The 19155-nt window shown below is 72.2% G+C and carries 16 protein-coding genes; 1 reads left to right on the plus strand and 15 read right to left on the minus strand.

Annotation, left to right across the window (positions count from 1 at the left end; all coding sequences use genetic code 11):
• Positions 1-8: 8 nt before the first annotated feature.
• Positions 9-662 carry a phosphatase PAP2 family protein gene (locus ACV530_RS23525; RefSeq protein WP_494334601.1) on the plus strand — a complete coding sequence of 218 codons (654 nt, stop codon included), beginning with the start codon at positions 9-11 and terminating at the stop codon, positions 660-662.
• A 7-nt stretch (positions 663-669) separates the two neighbouring features.
• On the opposite strand, the gene ACV530_RS23530 is transcribed toward ACV530_RS23525, so the two are convergent.
• The 15 genes from ACV530_RS23530 to ACV530_RS23600 are packed head-to-tail and all read right to left on the minus strand — an operon-like array spanning position 670 to position 19155.
• Positions 670-1995 carry a glutamate-1-semialdehyde 2,1-aminomutase gene (locus ACV530_RS23530; protein WP_494334602.1) on the minus strand — a complete coding sequence of 442 codons (1326 nt, stop codon included), beginning with the start codon at positions 1993-1995 and terminating at the stop codon, positions 670-672.
• Positions 1996-2002: 7 nt separating this feature from the next.
• Complete coding sequence (gene rfbC, locus ACV530_RS23535) at positions 2003-2554, minus strand: dTDP-4-dehydrorhamnose 3,5-epimerase (protein WP_494334603.1); 552 nt, start codon at positions 2552-2554, stop codon at positions 2003-2005.
• Positions 2551-3753 (minus strand): polysaccharide pyruvyl transferase family protein, encoded by a 1203-nt coding sequence (locus ACV530_RS23540; RefSeq protein ID WP_494334604.1) that lies wholly within the window; start codon positions 3751-3753, stop codon positions 2551-2553. The genes rfbC and ACV530_RS23540 overlap by 4 nt, the downstream gene beginning before the upstream one ends.
• Entirely contained in the window at positions 3750-4697 is a 948-nt protein-coding gene (locus ACV530_RS23545; RefSeq protein WP_494334605.1) for a glycosyltransferase family 2 protein, read from the minus strand. The genes ACV530_RS23540 and ACV530_RS23545 overlap by 4 nt, the downstream gene beginning before the upstream one ends.
• On the minus strand, positions 4694-5983 hold the full coding sequence (locus ACV530_RS23550) for a hypothetical protein (RefSeq protein ID WP_494334685.1): 1290 nt from the start codon (positions 5981-5983) through the stop codon (positions 4694-4696). Before ACV530_RS23550 ends, ACV530_RS23545 begins: the two co-directional genes overlap by 4 nt.
• 5 nt (positions 5984-5988) lie before the next feature.
• A complete protein-coding gene (locus tag ACV530_RS23555; protein WP_494334606.1) occupies positions 5989-7272 on the minus strand; it encodes a DUF4910 domain-containing protein in 1284 nt (427 codons plus the stop codon).
• Positions 7260-8285, minus strand: coding sequence for an NAD-dependent epimerase/dehydratase family protein (locus ACV530_RS23560; protein ID WP_494334607.1), 1026 nt, complete (start codon positions 8283-8285; stop codon positions 7260-7262). The genes ACV530_RS23555 and ACV530_RS23560 overlap by 13 nt, the downstream gene beginning before the upstream one ends.
• 3 nt (positions 8286-8288) lie before the next feature.
• Positions 8289-8936, minus strand: coding sequence for a PIG-L deacetylase family protein (locus ACV530_RS23565; RefSeq protein WP_494334608.1), 648 nt, complete (start codon positions 8934-8936; stop codon positions 8289-8291).
• The gene (locus tag ACV530_RS23570) at positions 8933-9727 is read right to left on the minus strand and encodes a glycosyltransferase family protein (protein WP_494334609.1); all 795 of its coding nucleotides are present in this window, start codon (positions 9725-9727) and stop codon (positions 8933-8935) included. Before ACV530_RS23570 ends, ACV530_RS23565 begins: the two co-directional genes overlap by 4 nt.
• Positions 9724-10959 carry a class I SAM-dependent methyltransferase gene (locus ACV530_RS23575; protein ID WP_494334610.1) on the minus strand — a complete coding sequence of 412 codons (1236 nt, stop codon included), beginning with the start codon at positions 10957-10959 and terminating at the stop codon, positions 9724-9726. The genes ACV530_RS23570 and ACV530_RS23575 overlap by 4 nt, the downstream gene beginning before the upstream one ends.
• Positions 10956-12200, minus strand: coding sequence for a glycosyltransferase (locus ACV530_RS23580; RefSeq protein WP_494334611.1), 1245 nt, complete (start codon positions 12198-12200; stop codon positions 10956-10958). Before ACV530_RS23580 ends, ACV530_RS23575 begins: the two co-directional genes overlap by 4 nt.
• A gap of 2 nt (positions 12201-12202) precedes the next feature.
• The gene (locus tag ACV530_RS23585; protein ID WP_494334612.1) at positions 12203-13438 is read right to left on the minus strand and encodes an O-antigen ligase domain-containing protein; all 1236 of its coding nucleotides are present in this window, start codon (positions 13436-13438) and stop codon (positions 12203-12205) included.
• Between the two features lies 1 nt (position 13439).
• Positions 13440-14978 carry a right-handed parallel beta-helix repeat-containing protein gene (locus ACV530_RS23590; RefSeq protein WP_494334613.1) on the minus strand — a complete coding sequence of 513 codons (1539 nt, stop codon included), beginning with the start codon at positions 14976-14978 and terminating at the stop codon, positions 13440-13442.
• A gap of 8 nt (positions 14979-14986) precedes the next feature.
• On the minus strand, positions 14987-16945 hold the full coding sequence (locus ACV530_RS23595) for a heparinase II/III family protein (protein WP_494334614.1): 1959 nt from the start codon (positions 16943-16945) through the stop codon (positions 14987-14989).
• Complete coding sequence (locus ACV530_RS23600; RefSeq protein ID WP_494334615.1) at positions 16942-19155, minus strand: bi-domain-containing oxidoreductase; 2214 nt, start codon at positions 19153-19155, stop codon at positions 16942-16944. Before ACV530_RS23600 ends, ACV530_RS23595 begins: the two co-directional genes overlap by 4 nt.

Consider the following 19155-nt stretch of genomic DNA (forward strand, 5'->3'; position numbering starts at 1 on the left):
TGGATCCCATGTTCACCACGCGGCCCACCCTGCTGCCCCCGTCGCCGCGCGCGTGGCTCGGGCTGATCGCGGCGCTCGCCACGCTGGTGGTCGTCGTGCTCGGGGTCCTGTACGCCGGCCACGACAAGCCCGGCACGGTGGACATGTGGATCCAGCCGGCGGTGGAGGGCGTGCGGCCGCCGTGGCGGTCCCTCGCCCTGGCCATGGACTTCTGGGGGGAGCCCGCCGGAGCGGCGGCGCTGGTCGTGGTCACCGTGACGGGCTGTCTGCTGCTCCGGCGTCCTCGCGCGGCGGTGCTCACCGTCGTCGGCGTCGGCATGACCGTGGGGACGACGACGGTGCTCAAACACCTGGCGGGACGCACCATCCACCACGGATACCTGTCCTACCCGAGCGGGCACACCGCCTTCGCCACCGCGCTCGCCCTCGTGGTGGCGCTGCTCGCGACCGGCCGGCTCGGCCTCGGCAGGACGGCCGGCATGTTGCTCGTGCTCGCCGCGGCGCTGGTCGCCGGCGCCGCCATGGGCTGGGCGCAGGTCGCCCTGGACGCGCACTACCCGACCGATGTCCTCGGCGGCTGGTGCACCGCGCTGGCGGTGATGCCGGCGACCGCGTGGCTGGTCGACCGGACGGCCGACGCCGGACGGCAGGAAAGGCGCTGACGTCACGTCATGCCAAGCGGCGGAACACGGGTTTCACCGGCCGCCCGGCCAGCCAGGGGGTGGGGTCGGCGGCGTCCAGCGCCTTCCGGTACACCGCACATGCCTGGGCCACCACCTCGACGGTGCGGTCGATGTCGGCGTCGCCGAGCGCGCTGCTCACCACGAACGACGGGGCCAGCACCCCGCCCGCGAGGAGTTGGCGCAGGAACAGGGTGCGGTACGGCTGCGACGGCTGCCGGTTCTCGTCGAGGGTGGCGAAGACCAGGTTGCTGGCCCGGCCCCGGACGACGACGTGGTCGCCGACGCCCATGCTCGCCGCGGCGTCGCGGACACCGGCGGCCAGCCGCTCGCCGAGGGCGTGCAGCCGCGCGGTGACGCCCTCCTCGACGTAGGTGGTCTGCACGGCCATCGCGGCGGCCAGCGAATGCGTTTCCGCGCCGTGCGTGGTGGACAGCAGGAACACCCGGTCGCCGGAGTGACGCAGCCCGCCCCGCTCCATCAGATCGCGGCGCCCGGCCAGCGCGGAGACGGCGAACCCGTTGCCCAGTGCCTTGCCGAACGTGGAGAGGTCGGGGACGACGCCGTACAGGCCCTGGGCGCCCGCCTCGGACCAGCGGAAGCCGGTGATCATCTCGTCGAAGATCAGTACGCAGCCGTGCCGGTCGGCCAGTTCGCGCAGGCCGGCGAGGTACCCGGGCGGAGGCTCGGTGTGGCCGGCGGGTTCGAGGATCAGGCAGGCGATCTCGTCCTGGTGGCGGGCGAGCAGTTCCTCGGTGGCGGCCAAGTCCCCGTACGGGAACGCCACGGTGAGTTCGGTGATCGCCTCCGGGATGCCGGCGGACATCGGTGTGGTGCCGATGAACCAGTCGTCGACGGAGAAGAACGGATGGTCGGCGCAGATGGCCACCCGCGGGCGCCCGGTGACGGCGCGGGCGAGTCGCACCGCGGCGGTGGTGACGTCGGAGCCGTTCTTCGCGAACTTCACCATCTCGGCGGTCGGCACCGTGGCCAGGAAGTGTTCCGCGGCCTCGACCTCCACGATGGACGGCCGCACGAAGTTGCTGCCGCGGTCGAGTTCCCGCCGCACCGCCTCGAGCACGCGTGGGTGGGCGTGGCCGAGGCTGACCGACCGCAGGCCGGAGCCGTACTCGATGTAGCGGTTGCCGTCGATGTCCCACACGTGGGCACCGTGGCCGTGGCTGATGACCGGGGCCAGGTTCTCCGGGTACTGGTCGTCGCCCTTGGCGTAGGTGTGCGCGCCCCCGGGGATCACGGCGTGCAGCCGCTCGTTCGCCGTCCGCGACCGGGGCAGGAGGAACTCTTCGGTGTCCACGGTGACTTCAGCTCTCTTTCTGCTTCAGGGCCTCGGCGAGGCTCGGCGCCTCCCGGTCCCGCTGGGACATCGATGTGACCGGCAGCGGCCAGGGAATGGCGAGCTCCGGGTCGTCGAAGGCGATCGTCACGTCCTCGGCCGGATCGTGCGGGCGGTCGATCCGGTACGAGGTGTCGGCGGTCTCGGTCAGCGCCTGGAAGCCGTGCGCGCACCCCGCCGGGATGTACAGGGTCGTCTGTGTCTCGCCGGACAGCTCGAAGGAGGCCACGTTGCGGTAGGTCGGCGAGTCCGTCCGCAGGTCCACGACGACGTCGAAGATCCTCCCGTACGAGCACCGCACCAGCTTGGCCTCGCCGGCGCCGGAGCGCAGGTGCAGGCCGCGCAGCACGCCCCGGGCCGAGCGGGACACGCTGTCCTGGATGAAGGTGTCCGGGTCGAGGCCCACCGAGCGGACCACGTCGGCGTCGAAGGTGCGGCAGAAGAAGCCGCGCTCGTCGGCGTACGGCGTCGGCTCGAACAGGTACGCACCGGCGATCGCCGGGACTTCGGTCGCTTTCACGGAGCCTCCCGTATGGCGAACAGGGCAGTGGTCAAGTCGGTGAATTGGTCCTCGAGTTGCCGGGTGGCGACCTGGTTCCGCTCGGTGAGGGTCCGCCGCAGCTCCGCCGATCGCTGCTCCAATGCCCGGAACTGCTCGAGCAGCCGGTCGGCGTCGACCTCGCGGGCCGGGTGACAGTACGCGCCCAGTCCCATCCGGTCCATGAGCGCGTCGCTCTTCGCCGCGTAGCTGAGCGCGAGAGTCGGCGTGCCGGCCTTCAGCGCGCAGACCAGGTTGTGGTACCGGGTCGCCACCACGGTGTCGGCGGCCGCCATTTCCTTCATCAGGTCGGCCAGCGAGGCCGCCTCGGCGGCGGTGACCAGCGGTGAGTCCACCGCGTCGAGGATCGCGGCGACCACCGGCGCATCGCACGCGTCGCCGGTGACCAGCCGGACCGGCCTGCCGCCCTCGACCAGCGTGCGGACGAACCGAGTTGTCCCCTCGAGGTAGCGCCGGTGGATCTCCTCGGCCCGGGCGCGGTCGTCGTTGCCGCCGTGGAAGTCCATGACGCCGACGCAGACCAGGCCCGGGGTGGCGCTCGCTCGCGGCGTCGGCAGGGCGAAGGCGAGGTCCGGATAGACCTCGTCGTGCGCGGTGTCCACGCCCATCGCCCGCATCGCGTCGCGGGACAGGGCGTCACGGTACGACCGGTACGCGGCCAGCCGCGCCGACCAGCGCACCAGGACCCGGGTCGGCCGGTTGCCGATCGCGGCGGCGCCGACGCCGACCAGCGCGACCCGGGTGCCGAACAGCCGGCCGGACGCGCAGAGCAGGAACAGCGAGTACGGGAAGCCCCACGGCCGCAGCGGCAGCGTGGCCTCCAGGACGCCCATGCCCGGCACGATCACCACGTCGTGCCGGCGCACCCAGGCGGCGGTGCGGACGGCGTCGACGAGTTTGCCCAGACCCTTGGCCGCGATCGCGCCCGCACGTGACGCGGTCCGGTACTCCCCGCGGTACCAGTGCAGCCGCGTCGCGGGGATTCCGTACCGGGCCGCGACGACCTCGGGCCCGCCGCACAGCGCGTCCACCTCCGCCTCCGGGTGCTCGGCGCGGAGGTGGCCGAGTACGGCCTCGAGTGACCCGTCGTTGCCGAGGTTGCCGGAGCCGAGCAGGCCGAACACCCCGACGCGCACCGGGGTTTCGTCCACAGATGTCATGCCCGCCTACCCTCACGCCCGGCGACCAAGTCGTCGACGGAGACGGTGAGCCGGCCCGGGTCGACCGGGGCGCGGTCCTCGACCCGCTCACCGGCGCCCGGCCGGACCCGGCTGGCCATCCACGCGGCCAGGTGGCGGTAGCACGCGCGCCGGTCGGCCGCGGACAACGGCGCCCGCCGGATCGCCGCGACGAAGCCCCAGACGTACTCGGCGAGCAGCCGGGGCGTCGGGTGCAGCGGGCCCGCCCGGCGCGGGTCCAGGTTGACGCACCGGGAGCGCTTGGAGGGGTTCGCCCGCTCGGCACGGGTGGGGTGGTCGCGGCGGAAGTACAAGAGCTCCGGCACCTGGTGGAAGGGGCCGTGCAGGCCGATCTCGGCGACGAACGTGCGGTCCGCGTGGTGGTAGCTGTCGTGCGGCTTCACCCGGCGCAGTACGTCGGCCCGCATCACGCCGTAGAAGTCGTCGCCGCCGGGCTCGAACAGCATGCTGCGGAAGCGCTCCGGCGCGTGCGGCGAGCCGGTGGCGAGCGTGTACTCGTACGGGACCTTCACCTGGCCGTCGCCGTCGATGACCGCCTGGTCGGCGTGGGCGAGGATGATGCCCGGCCGCTCGTCCAGCGCCGATACACAGCGCTGCAGCAGATCCCGGGCGTACAGGTCGTCGTGCGAGGCCCACTTGAACAGCTCGCCGTGGCACTCGGTGAACACATAGTTGTGGTTCGGCGCGGCGCCGATGTTCCGGGGCAGCCGGATGTACCGGATGCGCGAGTCCTTCCCGGCGTACCGGTGGCAGATGTCCCGGGTCCCGTCGGTCGAGGCGTTGTCGGAGATGACCAGCTCGAAGTCCTCGTAGGTCTGGCCGAGCAGGGCGTCGAGCGCCTCGGCGAGGTACTCCTCGCCGTTGTACACGGGCAGGCCGATGCTCAGCCTGGGTCGGGCGGTCATGGTGTCCTCACTTCGGGGATGGATTCGTGGTGGTGCTCGCGCAGGGCGGACCGCAGCTGCAGCCACCACACGGCCGAGCCGCAGACGGTCGCGGCGGCGACGCCCCAGGCCGAGCCGACCGTGCCCGCCACGGCCGCCCCGCCGAGCCCGCCGCCGACATAGCAGGCGGAGGCGAACAGCTGGCAGCGCAGGCTGCGCCGGGCCGCGGCGAGCGCGCGCAGCCCGGCCGCCGCGCCGCTGCCGAGGCCGGCGCCGGCCACGCCGAGCGTGGCCGGCGCGATGAGCTGGGAGGCGGAGTGCCAGACGTCGCCGAGGGCGAGCTCGCCGAGCCGCCCCGGCATCAGCAGCAGCGCCGCGCCCCACAGCAGGGCGGCGCCTGCCTGCCCGCCGCCCAGCAGGAAGCAGAACCTGCCGAGCCGGTGCGAGTCCTGCCTCAGCACCCGGGCCGCCTCGGCCACGGTGACCAGCGACAGCCCCATCAGCAGGGCGAGGAAGGGGCCGAGCAGCAGCTCGGCGCCCCGGACCGCCCCCACCGCGCCGACCCCGGCGATCGCGCCGAGCCCGTACGCCCGCAGCTGGCCTGCGCCGCTGAGGCTGACGTTCTCGACCAGGTACCGGCTGCCCAGGTCGCGCTGCTCGCGGATCCACCCGCGGGCCTCGGTCACCCGCGGCCGGATGCCGGACTGGAGGAAGCCGTACCCGGCGGCCAGCGCGGCGGCGGCGCCCCAGGCCAGCACGAAGGCGGCCACGGTGCCCACGCGGGCCGCCACGATCATGGCCGGGACGAGTGCGACGCCCTGCACGAGGTCGTTGGCGAACGCCTTCTGCCCGGTGCCGGCGGCGAAGAACGCGAACCGCCTCGAGTCCTGGAGCAGCAGCGCCGGCAGGGCGACGCCGAGACCGGCGAACGCCGGCCCCACCTGGCCGCCGAGACCGAGCCCGACCAGCAGGCACACGGCGCCGAGGGTGGAGCCGATGACGAGCGCGGCCCCCGAGGACCGGGACGCCGCCGCACGCCAGAGGTCGCCCGGCACGCCGCTGAACCGCACCATGAGCGGGTCGGTGGCCAGCCCGCGGGAGATGTTGAGCACCACGCCGTACGTCAGCCAGGCCAGGCTGAACACGCCGAACGCGGTCACCCCCAGCGAGCGGGCCACGAAGATCCCCACCGCGAAGTTGGTCATGCTGGAGACCGCCTGGTCGGCCAGCCCCCAGGACAGCCGGCCGAGCACGCCCCGCTTGGCGGTCGTCGCCGTCGGCCCCGTCTTCTCCTCCTCGGTGGTCATCCGCGTCATGCCTTGATCAGCCCGGCGGCCTCCAGGGCGCCGGCCGCGGCGGCGACGGTGTCGAACGGCAGCCCGGACCGCTCGGCGACGTCCAGCAGGCTGTGCTCGCCGTCGGAGAGGCTGAGCACCCAGAGCATGGCCATCTGGGCCTGCTTCGCGTCGCTGCGGCCGCCGAGCGAGTCGTACAACCCCCGTCGGCCCAGCTGTGGTTCGCCGTAGGGGCTGAGGTTGACGTACCGCCGGTTGCGGTCGAGGACGGCGAACGCCTCGCGGCAGACGGCGAGCGTGTCCGCCATCGCCTCCGGGGAGACGAAGTCCAGGTTGTCCGCCGAGGTGTGGTACTCGGGGTAACCGGCGTACGGGGTCCGGCTGAGCGAGCCCACACCGAGGTCGAACCCGGGTGAGCAGAACTGCCGCTCGTCGTAGCCGTACGGAGTGAACTCGGCGACGCTGTGCGGGCGTTCGGAGTCGGCGAGGACGTGCCGCATCACCCGGTCGATCTCCGCGTCGCCGCGCCTGCTCTGTTTGTATGTCAGCCGGCCCGGGTCTCCCGCGCAGGCCAGCACCAGCCCGTGCTTGACCTGTGCCACGCGCTCGGCGTTGCGGGCGAGCCAGGTGATCGCGCCGATGGTGCCGGGCGCGAAGATGAACCGGTAGGTGTAGTACGGCGTTTGCTCCGCCAGAGCCCGCGCCAGGTACGTCGCCACTGCGATGCCGGCCAGGTTGTCGTTGGCCAGCGACGGGTGGCAGACGTGGCAGGAGACGATCACTTCGTCGGGGACCTGCCCGGGGATCACGTGCTCGGCGTAGGTGAGGTGGCCGTCGGCGAGTGTGGAGTCGATGCGCACCTCGTACTCGCCGTCCGGCAGCGCGTCCAGGGTCTCCTGGGCCAGGCAGAATCCCCATTCCGGCCGGTAGTAGCTGGTGCGGTACGGCACCCAGGACGGGTGGTCCGGCAGGGTGTGCAGGTGCGGGCGGAGCTCGGCCAGCGGCATGGTCGCCGACACCGGCACGCTGTAGCCGAGCACGTGCAGGCTGGACGCGGCGAAGTCGACGACCCGGTTGCCCGCGGTGTCGGCGATGTACGCGTCCCGGATGTTCCACTCCTGCGGCACCGTCCAGTCGAGCACCTGCGTCCCGGTCGGCACCTCGCGCACCTGGAGCGGGACGTACTCGCCGACGATCTCCAGGGTGGCGCGCACACCGTCGCCCGTGATGCTCCGGCAGAGCGGGTACAGCCGCTCCACCAGCGCGTACATCTCTTCGCCCGCCGCGGTCACCGGCGCCACCGCAGGGTGTCGTCGACGGCACCGGCGTCGGACGCCGCACGCAGCACGGCGAGCCGGGTGAAGCGTCGCTCGAAGTCCTCCCGGGTCAGCCCGAACTTCCGGTAGGCGTCGGCGAGTTCGAGCGCGCCCTGCTTCACCGTCCACTCGCAGTCGAAGCCGGGTATCGCGGCACGGAACCGGGAGAAGTCCACCCGGTACGACCGCGGATCGGCGCCGGTCTCCCCGGTGATCACCACCTTCGCGCCGGACACCGCCTCGGCGACCTGCTCGGCGATCTCGGCGACCGTGACGTTGTTGGTCTCGCTGCCGATGTTGAACGCCCGGTCGTGCACGGCTTCGCGCGGCGCGGTCAGCGCGGCCGTGAAGGCCCGCGCGATGTCGGCGGCGTGCACCAGCGGGCGCCAGGGGGTGCCGTCCGAGAGCACCAGCACCTCGCCGGACAGAAGCGCGTGGCCCACCAGGTTGTTCAGCACGATGTCGGCGCGCAGCCGGGGCGAGTAGCCGAAGGCGGTCGCGTTGCGCATGAACACCGGGCTGAAGTCGCCGTCGGCCAGCGCGTGCAGGTCGTCCTCCACCCGCACCTTGGACTCCGCGTACGGCGTCACCGGGCGCAGCGGGGCGTCCTCGGTCACCAGGTCGCTACCGCCTGCGGCGCCGTAGACGGAGCAGGTCGACGCGTACAGGAAGCGCCGCACTCCGGCGTCGCGGGCCAGCCGGGCAAGGCGTACGGACGCGTGGTGGTTGATGTCGTAGGTGAGTTCAGGCGCCAGCGAGCCCAGCGGGTCGTTGGAGAGCGCGGCCAGGTGGATCACGGCGTTCACTCCGGCCACGTGGTCGGCTGTGACGTCGCGCAGGTCCACACGATGCCCGGACGGGTCCGCGGGCGTCGGTCCGAGGACGCAGTCTGCGAACAATCCGGCGTCCAGCCCGACGACTTCGTGCCCGGCGGCCGCGAGGATCGGGGCCATCACAGTGCCCAGGTAGCCCTGGTGCCCGGTCAGCAGTACGCGCAAGGTTCAATCCCCCAGGTCGAGAGTGAGTTTGGTGACGGCGAACGCCTCGGCGTAGCGCGCGTGGCATTCGATGCCGCGGATACGTGCGAGACCGAGGAATGCCTCCCGGTCGTACCAGGGCCGGTGCCGCTGCGAGGGGTAGTGCTCCTGCAGCAGTCGCACCTTCTGTTCGGCGATCTCCGACGACAGCGGCTGGTACGCCGCCGGACGGCCGAGATCGCCGTCCCACTTGACGATCTCGTAGCCGAGCACGAGGTGGTCGCGGAACGCGGTGGTCATCAGCTGCGCCAGGCCGCGGTGGTCCTGGTGCGCGTCGTCGGTACGCGGCGCGAGGATCAGATCCGGCTCGGTCCGCGCGCGCAGTTCCTCGACCGCGGCCTTGGCCTCGTCCCAGTGCGTGGGCATCCGGCCGTCCGGCAACTTGAGTACGGTCAGCCGCAGTTCGGCGCCCGGGCAGAAGGCGGCGAGCGCGGCCTGCTCCTCCTGCTCCCGCTCGCTGCCACCGCCCGAGAGCACCAGCGCGTCGACGCGGATGCCCGGCCGCGCGAGGCACAGCGTCAGCAGTGTGCCGCCGGCGCCGATGGCGATGTCGTCGCAGTGCGCGCCCACCGCGACGATACGGTCGAGGCGCCCGGCCCCGAGCCGGATCACGCGCTCACCCCCGCGCCGTCGCGCTCCCACACGGCCCACGGGCGGTCGCCCCGGGCGTAGGCGGCGTCGAGCGCGGCCCGTTCCTTCACGGTGTCGGTCGGCTTCCAGAAGCCGCGGTGCTGGTGCGCCACCAGCCTTCCCCGCTTGGCCAGTTGGGTGCACCCGTCGGCGACCAGGTCCCCGTTCTCCGGTATGTGGTCGAAGACCTCCTGGCGGAGCACGAAGTAGCCGCCGTTCTCCCACAGCGGCAGTTCGCTCACCGCGGTGATGCCCCCCACCAGGCCGTCCTCGCCCAGGTCCACGCAGTGGAACGAGGACTGCGGCGGCACCACCATCATCGACGCACCGGCGTCGCGCCGGGCGAAGGAGTCGATCATCTCCGGCAGCGGGGCGTCGGTGAGCACGTCGGCGTAGTTGGCGAGGAACATCTCCTCGCCGTCCAGGTGCTGCCGCACCCGGCGCAGCCGCTCCCCGATCGGCGACTCGATGCCGGTCTGCACGAACGTGATCGTCCAGGAGGAGATGTCGGTGGACAGCAGCTCGGTCCGCCCGCCCCGCAGCACGAAGTCGTTGGACGTCGTCTCCTCGTAGTTGAGGAAGAAGTCCTTGATGTGGTGCGCCCCGTACCCGAGGCACAGGATGAACTCCGTGTGCCCGAAGTGCGCGTAGTAGCGCATGACGTGCCAGATCAGCGGCCGCGGGCCGACCATCGCCATCGGCTTGGGCACGTCGTCCGCGGCACCGCTCCGCATCCGCATCCCGTAACCGCCGCAGAACAGAACGACCTTCATCGCTTGACCTCGACAATGCTCAGTTCCGGGATGGGAAAGACCAGTCGGCCGCCCCAGTCGTGGACGAAGGACAGTTGCTCGACCAGCTCGTCCCGGAGGTTCCACGGGAGGACGAGCACGTAGTCCGGTCTGTCGGCGGCGATCTGCTCGGGCGGCAGGACGGGGATGCGGGTGCCCGGGGTGAACCTGCCGTGTTTGTAGGGGTTGCGGTCGACCGTGTACGGGAGCAGGTCGGGCCGGATGCCGCAGTGGTTGAGCAGGGTGTTGCCCTTGCCCGGGGCGCCGTAGCCGACCACCGTCTCGCCGCGCTCGGCCGCGTCGACGAGGAACCGCAGGAGGTCCCGGCGCACCTTGGCCACCCGGGCGGAGAACTCGGTGTACCCGGACAGCTCCTGCAGCCCGGCGGCCTTCTCCCGGTCCAGCACGTCGGCCACCTGCCGGCTCGGCTCGCCGGCCGCCTCGGCCGGCCGGGCCCACAGCCGGATGGAGCCGCCGTGCGTGGGCAGCAACTCGACGTCCACGAGCGCGAGTCCGCCGCTCGCCAGCGCCCGGATCGCGGACGCGACCGTGTAGTACTGGAAGTGCTCGTGGTAGATCGTGTCGTACTGGTTCTTCTCGATCAGGGTCAGCAGGTGCTGCACCTCGATGGAGACCCAGCCGTCGTCGGCGACCAGGGCGCGCAGCCCCTGGGTGAACCCGACCACGTCGGGGATGTGCGCGTACACGTTGTTGGCGACGACCAGGTCCGCCGGGCCGTGCTCGGCGCGGACGGCCGCGCCGGTGGCCGGGGTCAGGAACTCCGTGAGCGTGGGCACACCCGCGTCCCGCGCCGCGGCACCGACGTTCACCGACGGCTCGACGCCGAGGCAGCGGATCCCGCGGTCCACCACGTGCTTCAGCAAGTACCCGTCGTTGCTCGCGACTTCGACGACGAAGGCGTCGGGGCCGAGATCCGTCCGCTGTGCGGCGTCGGCGACGAATGTGCGCGCGTGCTCCACCCAGGAGCTCGAGTAGGAGGAGAAGTACGCGTACTGCGTGAACGTTTCCTCCGGCGTGATCAGCGGAGGGATCTGCGCGAGCCAGCAGTCGGTGCAGACCCGCAGGTGCAGCGGGTACGCCGGTTCCGGCTGGTCCAGTTGGTCCGCGGCGAGAAAGCTCTCGCACGGCGGGGTCGCCCCCAGATCGACGACGCTCGCCAGCGTCGCCGAGCCGCAGAGTCGGCATCGTGTCATCTACTTCCCCCATCCCTGCCCGCGCGGATGCCCCGCCGCGAGCCAGCGTTTCCGTTCCGACCCGCGATCGCGGTGCGGTACCCCTCCACCAGGCGTTCCAGCCCGACGGCCGGGCTGAACTCCTGCTCGTAACGGCGCCGGGCCGCCTGTCCCATCTCCCGGTTGCGGTCCTGCTCGGCCGTGATCCGGCGCAGGCAGGACGCGAGCGAGGCGGGGTCGCCCGGCCGGTGCAGCAGCCCGGTCACCCCGTCCTCGACGAGTTCGACGAAGGCGCCGTGACCGGCGGCGACGGCCGGGACCCCCGCCGCCATCGCCTCCGCGGTCACCAGACCGAACGTCTCCAAGGACATCGAGGGAGCCACCACGGCGACCGACCGTGCGACGGCCTGCCCGCACTCCGCCGGGTCCAGCAGTCCGGCGTACCGCACGTCGTCCCGGCCCGCCGCCCAGGCGGTCACCTCCCGCTCCAGCGGTCCTGCGCCCGCGAGCATGAGCGGCACGCCCACACCGCCGCTCGCCGCGATCCCGTCCCACGCGGCCATGAGCAGCCGCACGCCCTTGGACTCCGTGAGCCGGCCGAGAAAGAGCAGATGCTCGCCGGCGCCCGTCCGGCAACCGCCCGGGTCGGGCACGAAGTTGTGCTTCACCGCCAGCCGCTCGGCCGGCATGCCGGACCGCACCAGGATGTCGCGCTGCGCCGCGGAGATGCAGAAGAACCGCTCCACGCCGGACCACCACCGCCGCCGGTTGACCGACAGGCTGACCGCGAGCGGCACCGTCGCGAGGCGGGAGTTCCGGTAGCAGCCGTGCCGGACGGCGGGCAGCGAGGCCGCCGACCCGACGCACTCGGTGCACAGCCGGCCGTCCCGGTGCAGCGTGCCGGGCGGGCAGACCTGGGTGTAGTTGTGCAGTGTGGCGACGGCGGGCACGCCGGCGTCGGCGCAGGCGGCGAGCACCGCGGGCGACAGGAGCGGGAAGACGTTGTGGACGTGCACCACGTCAGGACGCCCGGTGCGAAGCCGGGCGGCGAGCTCCGTGCGGACCGCCGGATTCCACGGCACGAGGAGCGGCACCGCGGCCTTGGCGAGCAGGGACCGGGCGGCGATGTCGTCGCTGCGCCGCTCGAATACGTCGACCCGGTGGCCGGCCGCGCGCAGCAGCCCCACCTCCTCGTCGACGACTCTGTTCTCCCCGCTCGGCTGCGCCGACGAGTAGCGGTTGTGCACCACAAGGACGTGCATGGTCAGCTCATCTCCGATTTCCGGGCCCATCGCGGGACGTGTCGTCGAGGGACTTCGGCCGACGAGAGGGGCGCGGCCGCGACGGGTGCCGCCAACAGCGAGGCGGCCAGGGCCAGATGCAGCAGATACGCCGAGGCGTCGCCCAGTCCGGCCTCGGTGTACGACGAGATCGCGCAGTAGCTGATCAGGAAGATCGCGCAGGCCCTCGGCAGCGACGGTGGCCGCAGCAACGCGACGCCGGCGAGCACGATCATGAACGCCGCCACGAGAGCGGTGCCGGTCAGACCCTGCTCGTTGTAAACAGCCAGCCAGCTGTTGTCGATCGGCAGCCCGCCGAACGACTTGTCGCCCAGGCCCACGCCGAACAACTGCTCCGTGGTCGTCCGGGGCGCTGTCAGCAGGGCGTCCCAGACCTTGGCCCGGCCGGTGAGGTTGGAGAAGTTCTCCTTGTCCTGTCCGCGCAGGAACCACGCTTCCAGCACGGAGCTGAACGCCACCGCGGCCACCGTGGCGCACACCACCGTCCAGGCGAAGAACCGACGGGCGGCGGCGCTGGTCAGGACGAGCGAGCCGATCGCCAGCACCAGCCCGATGAGCAGGCCGAGCGTGGCCGTCCGGGTGTGGGTCATCGCGAGCAGGACGAGTGACGGCACGATGACCAGCGCCGCACTGGCCCCGGTGGTCCGGCGGCCCAGCAGGAGCAGCACGGTGAGCCCGATGATCACCGCGGCGTACTGTCCGATCTGCGGCGGGGTGAGCGGCCACAACGCGCCGACCAGCCGCCCGCCGTAGTACTCGGGCATGGCCGTGCCCGGTGAGGCGGCCAGGCCCGCGGCCACCAGCACGAGCACCGCGAAGTACATCCGGATGTGGTACCGGACGAACGTCAGGCTGCCGTCCCACCAGCGGCCGAGCAGCCACAGCGTGCCGACGAAGAGGGCCAGCCGGGAGCAGCGGAACAGCGCGCCGTACCCGACCCCCAGGTTCACGCTGGAGATCACGCTCGGCACCAGCAGCAGGGTGAGCAGGAACACGAAGGCGCTGGGCCGGATGCGCAGCCGGGGATTGAGCGCGAGCGCCAGCGCGAACGCGGCGCCCAGTGCGCCCATGGTGGCCAGCTGGATGAGGGAGCGAGGCAGCGGGATGACGGTCTTCGCCCCCGCGGAACCAAGCGTGTTGAGGGCCAGCAGCGCCCAGACGATCCCGACGGCCTTCGGTGTGCCGGCGTCCCCGGTCATCTCAACCACCGGCCTGTGGGGCGAAGGTGCTGCCCGCGTCCTGCTGGTACGACGTGCCCTGCCACTGGCGGGAGTCGAGCTTCTGGCCCGGGTCACCCGCGACGAAGGTCCACGGTCCGCGGTAGACGTTGTCGTGCCAGCGGTTGAGCTGCTTGTGGGCGATCGCCTCGGCCACCCGCTTGCCCTTGTACGGCGACCAGTCCGGATAGGTGCCGTAGTTGGCGAGGACCGCCATGCGGCCGCACTCCGCCGTGCACTTGACGACGGACGTGTCCAGTACGAAGCGGTTGCCGTGGATGTCCACCCGCTGGGTCTTCCACCGGCAGTCGGCGTAGAGCGGTGCGTCGGCGATCGCCGGCCGCGCGCAGCGGCCGGTGTCCTTCACCAGCAACGTGCAGTAGCCGGTCGAGGTGTTGGCCGGGCTGTTGCAGAACCGGTCGGCGTTCTCCCACAGGGTGATCCCGGACCAGTTGTCCTCCAGCACGTTCCGGTAGATCTCGATCTTGTCCGTGCGGGCCCGGATCCGTGGTTCGCCGCCGGCCTCGGACACATAGACCGCCGCGTACGGGAAGTCGTCGCCGCGCTCGGCGTCCTTGCGGCCCTCGACCCAGTTGTTCCGCCGGATCGTGTTGTTCCGGATGACCGCGTTGTAGCTGGTCTCGTACATCAGCGCGGCACCGTCGTTGGCCTCCAGCACGTTGTCCTCGATGCGGAAGTCGTTGTTGTTGTTGTCCGCCCACAACCCGGCTCCACGGTTGTCGTGCACCCAATTGCCGCGGATGTCGGCGCCGTTGACGGCCCAGAACTTGATGCCTCCGGTACAGCCGCAGCCCGGCCGCTGCCGCTCCCAGTCGTCGGTGTTGTTGCCCACGATCTCGCTGCCCTCGACCACCAGGCCGCGGATGGAGTCGCCGGTCTTGTACGCGTTCATTCCGTACTGCCCGTTGTCGCGCAGACAGCTGGCGCGGACCTGCTGGCGGGCACCGGCCATCAGCCCGGCGCCGGAGTTGTACTGGATCGCCGCGTGCTCGATCACCCACCCGTCGGCCATGTCGTGGTTGACCACGCCCTCGTTGTTCGGCGCGACGAACCCCTGCACGGTCAGGTGGCTGATGGTGACATCGGCGGCGGTACCGCCGAACGCGTACTGGTTGACCTTCCGGCCGTCGAGCACCGCGCCCGGCGCTCCGAGGTAGCGGTTCCCCCGCTTGGCCATGACCTGGGCGTAGCGGTCCGGCTCGAGCTTGTGCGTGCCGGGTCGAAGCCAGAACGTGGTGCCCGGGGGGCTGTTCCTGGTCTTCGCGGCCAAGTCGTCGACCACCGCGGGGTCGACCGTCACCGCGCCCGCCGGCGCCTTCGCCGGCCCGGCCTCGGGCTTGGCGCACACCCGGGCCACGGACGTGGTGGGCGCCCCGGACGCGGCGGGCTTGTCGGTCGGCTCCGCCGAGTCGTCCGACGTGCTCGTGCAGCCGGTCGCCGCCGGCAGGGCCAGCGTCAGCGCCGCCGCCAACGCCCCCCAGTGCCGCCTCTTGATCCCCACGCGCCCCCCTAGCCGCGGAACCTGAGCACGGTGGTGAACCCCTGCGCGCCGTCGGCGAAGCCGGTGCCGACCAGCGTGGTGGCGGGTTCCTTGCGCCCGAAGCCGGGGGAGTACCAGCCCAGCGGCGGGTGGGTCTCGCCGCGATGCGCCCGCCAGGACAACTGCCCGGGCAGGTCGAGCACCGCGGAGCGGTCCTCGCCGTCCCGGGTCCAGGTGAGCACTGCCCGGTTGCCCACCAGGTCCGCGGTGATCGCCGGGCCGAGGTGGAACGCCAGGCGCGCGGCCCGGCGCGGGCCGCGCACCTCGTCGACCACCCGTAACTCCTGGCTCGCGGCGGTCAGTTCCACCCGGCGGCGGTGCACCGAGTGCTGGTAGCCGTCGTGCTCGGCGCTCCAGCGGGCCACACCCTCACCGGATGTGTCCGCGACCAGGACGCGGCTGCGGGCATGCCGGGTCCACAGGAACGGGCCGCCGGAGACGGACTGGTCACCGCCGTCCAGTTGCAGGGTGTTGTGGCCGAGGGTCGACCGGAAGTACTGCCGCCACTCGGGCTGCCCGTGGTAGCAGAACGTCCCCGGGTCGGCGAGCACGTCCACCCCGTCGTGCCGGACCTCCACGGACAGCGCGTCCGCGTGGGCATGCGCGGCGATGGACAGGAAGCCGTGCGGACCGCCGTCGCAGCGGCACCAGATCTCCGCCGGACCGCGCAGGATGGTCATGCCCGCGTCGGCGAAGTGGCCCGGCCGGGTTGCGGGGCGGGGCACAGCCGGTGTGGTTCCTTTCTTCGAGTACGGCCGGATGAGCGCGGCCAGCAGCGGGGTGCGCACATCGGTGCCGGTCACCACCGGCCACCAGTCGAGCCGGCCGAACACGGCGTCCCCGGTGGCCAGCAGCGAGCCCCAGCGGTCGGTGCCCGCGCCGTCCACGACCAGACCGTGCCCGTCGTCCGCGTCCCCCTGGCGCGGCGGCCGCAACCGGCCGTCCACGACGGCCGCGAGCGCGTCGGTCATCCGCAGCAGCACCAGCCGGACCGACGCGGGAACCGGCACGCCGGAGGCATCCGCCTCGGCCACCGCGGCCAGGCCGAGCTCCAGCACGAGTCCGTGATACTCGGTGGCCAGCTCGCGGTTGAGGCCGGAGGCGAAGGTGTTGCTGCGCAGATGCCGCTCCAGCGACCGCAGCGCGCCGGCTCGCCACCGCGCCGAGGAGGGGAACCACCCGAACGCGCAGGCCGCTGCGAACTGCCCGGCGGCCTCGGCGATGACGTGGTTGTTCGCCGAAGACCCCCGGCTGGGGAAGGCGGCCAGCCAGCGCTGGTGGTACCAGATCTGGTTCCGCGCCATCGGGTTGCCCTCGAACAGCCCGGCCGCGCCAGGCCAGCCGTCGAGCAGCCGGCGGATCCACACCCAGGACAGCAGCCGGATCCCCAGCTCGATGCCGCTGACCCAATGCACCCCGCGCAGCGGCGCGTTGGCCGCCCACCACGACCGCAGGTGTTCGGCCACGCGCTCGGCGTACCGCTCGTCCCCGGTGATCGCGTAGGCGGCGGCGAGCACGGTGAGGTACTGATGCCGGGACAGCTCCCAGATCTGCTTGATGTCCCCGACCGCGTCCTCGTCGCGGTACGGCATGTCGAAGGCGTACCCCCACGGAGCCCGGCGCCCGGTCCTCGGGTCGTACCACCAGTCCGGGTCGGCCAGGTCGTCGCGGTCCACCCCGAAGTACTCGGCGTGCCCGGCCATCAGCCGGTCCGCCTCGGCGATGAGACGTTTCGCGGCGTCCGGAGGCACTGCGGCGATCGTCCCGGCGGGCAGTACCGCGGTGAACCGGGCGCCGGTCACGCCCGGGCAGTCCGGCAGCGCCGACCGCCACCACCGCCTGCGTACCGCGTCGCCCACCCGGCCGCCGACCTCCCGCGGTCCCATCCGGGACAGCCGACGCAGGTACCAGCCCGGACTCATGGTCATCGTGCCCTCGCCAAGGTCACCGGCGCGCCGCCGGCCAGGCCGGCCTGCACGTCGAGGGTGGCCGACGTGGTGGCGACCAGCGACTCCAGCGGCACCGGCATCGGCCCGCCGGACCGTACCGCCTTGACGAACGCGGCCAGTTCGGCGTTCTGGCCCTTGTCCCGGGCCTTGGGCAGCCGCGAACTGACCCACCGCTTGCGGCTGGCTGTGCTCTTTTCGAAATACACCGAGGCGCGGACGAAGTCGTCGAGCCGCAGCACCTTGCCGTCCGCGACGAGGTCCAGCGTCTCCTTGGGGAAGCCGGGCGCGCCGGTGGTGACGTAGCTGATGGTGGCGGTGGACCCGTCGGGGTAGCGGAGTACGACCTGCAGGTCCTCGTGGCCGGATGTGGCGACCGCGTACACCGAGACCGGGTCGGCCTCGAGCAGCCAGCTCGCCGTGTCGATGAAGTGCCCGCCCTCGCCGGCGAATCGCGAGCCCTCCGTGCCCTGTCGGAGGTACCAGCTGCCGTGCTGCAGCCGGCCCGCGTTGACCAGGTAGCGCAGGCTCGCCGGACCGGTCCGGGCGCCGAACCGCTGCCTGGCCTCCCGCAGCAGCGGCGCGAACCGGCGGTTGAAGCCCACCTGCAGCCGGTCGTTGCCGGACTCCTCCACCGCCGCGAGCACGCCGGCCAGCTCGTCCTCGGTGAGGGCCAGGGGCTTCTCCACGAACACCGCCTTGCCGGCCAGCAGCGCCTTCCGGGTCAGTTCGGCGTGCGAGCTGTGGCGGGTGACCACGAACACCGCGTCGACGGACGGGTCGCCGAGCACGGCGTCGAGATCGGTGGTCGCCCCGGCGAAGCCGAACTTCCGCTTCGCGTTGGCCGCGGACAGCGCCGTCGTGGTGACGACCGTGGACAACTCGACGCCGTCGCGCTGGGCCAGGTGCGGCAGCAGCATCGACGTCGCGTAGTTTCCCGCGCCGACGAACGCCAGCCGCACCGGCCCCTTGGCGGACCGGGCCGGACTCCGCTGCATGCTTTTAGTGGACACAGCCACCGCGGGCACGGCCACCGCCGGGGCTTCCGCTTCCCCCGCTTCCCCCGGGCGCTCGGGGTACCGGAACAGTACGGCCACGGCCTTCAACTCGCCGTCCTTCAGGCGCCGGTACGTCTCGACGGCGTCGTCGAAGTCGGCGATGAGGGAGACCAGGGGCTCCACGTCGACGCTGCCGCGGGCGAGGAGATCGAGGAAGCATGCCAGGTTGCGGCGCTCGGTCCAGCGCACATAGCCGATCGGGTAGTCCCGCCCCTCGAGCTCGTACTCCGGGTCGTAGCGCCCGGGGCCGTACGAGCGGGAGAACCGGACGTCGAGCTCCTTCTCGTAGTACGCGTTCCACGGCAGGTCCAGGCGGCACTTGCCGATGTCGACGACCCGGCCGCGGTCCCGGCTCAGGCGTGCGGCCAGCTCGACGGGCTGGTTGCTGCCGCCGCCGGCGGCCAGGTACACCTGGTCCACGCCGTGACCGCCGGTGAGTTCGGCGACGGCGCTCTCCACGGCCGCGGACGCGGGATCGCCGCAGGCCGCGGCGCCCAGGCGCTCGGCGAGCTCGCAGCGCGCCGGGTCGGGGTCGGCCCCGACGACGCGGACTCCCGAGGCGGCCAGCAGCTGCACCACCAACTGCCCGATCAGCCCGAGGCCGATGACCAGCGCCACCTCGCCGAGTCGTGACTCGCCCTGGCGCACGCCCTGCAACGCGATCGAACCGACGGTGCCGAAGGCCGCGTGCTGCGGCGCGAGGCCGTCCGGCACCCGGGCGTAGAGGTTCTTCGGCACCCAGTTCAACTCGGCGTGCAACGCGTGCTCGTTGCCGGCGCAGGCCACGACGTCGCCGACCTTCACATCGTCGATCCCGGTGCCGACCTGCTCGACCACCCCGCACAGCGAGTAGCCCAGCGGCGTGTAGGAGTCCAGCTTGCCCATCACCTTGCGGTAGGTGGCGGGCACCCCGTTGGTGGCCACGCTCTGCATGACCTTGGCCACCTGGTCCGGACGGGAACGGGCCTTGCCCAGCATCGACATGCCGGCCTCGGACACCTTCATGAGCTCGGTCCCGGTGGATATCAGCGAGTAGGCGCTGCGGACCAGCACACCGCCCGGCTTGCACCCCGGCTCCGGCACGTCGAGCACCGCCAGCTCGCCGCTCTTGTAGTTCTGCACAACCTGTTTCAC

Source organism: Streptomyces sp. SX-6 (assembly GCF_059089585.1).

Bases quoted from the DNA above. Each gene is read 5' to 3' on its own strand.
- ACV530_RS23585 (WP_494334612.1), bottom strand. From the start codon at position 13,438: ATGACCGGGGACGCCGGCACACCGAAGGCCGTCGGGATCGTCTGGGCG.
- ACV530_RS23570 (WP_494334609.1), bottom strand. From the start codon at position 9,727: ATGAAGGTCGTTCTGTTCTGCGGCGGTTACGGGATGCGGATGCGGAGC.
- ACV530_RS23545 (WP_494334605.1), bottom strand. From the start codon at position 4,697: ATGACCGCCCGACCCAGGCTGAGCATCGGCCTGCCCGTGTACAACGGC.
- ACV530_RS23575 (WP_494334610.1), bottom strand. From the start codon at position 10,959: ATGACACGATGCCGACTCTGCGGCTCGGCGACGCTGGCGAGCGTCGTC.
- ACV530_RS23540 (WP_494334604.1), bottom strand. From the start codon at position 3,753: ATGACATCTGTGGACGAAACCCCGGTGCGCGTCGGGGTGTTCGGCCTG.
- ACV530_RS23525 (WP_494334601.1), top strand. From the start codon at position 9: ATGTTCACCACGCGGCCCACCCTGCTGCCCCCGTCGCCGCGCGCGTGG.
- ACV530_RS23595 (WP_494334614.1), bottom strand. From the start codon at position 16,945: ATGACCATGAGTCCGGGCTGGTACCTGCGTCGGCTGTCCCGGATGGGA.
- ACV530_RS23550 (WP_494334685.1), bottom strand. From the start codon at position 5,983: ATGACCACCGAGGAGGAGAAGACGGGGCCGACGGCGACGACCGCCAAG.
- ACV530_RS23580 (WP_494334611.1), bottom strand. From the start codon at position 12,200: ATGCACGTCCTTGTGGTGCACAACCGCTACTCGTCGGCGCAGCCGAGC.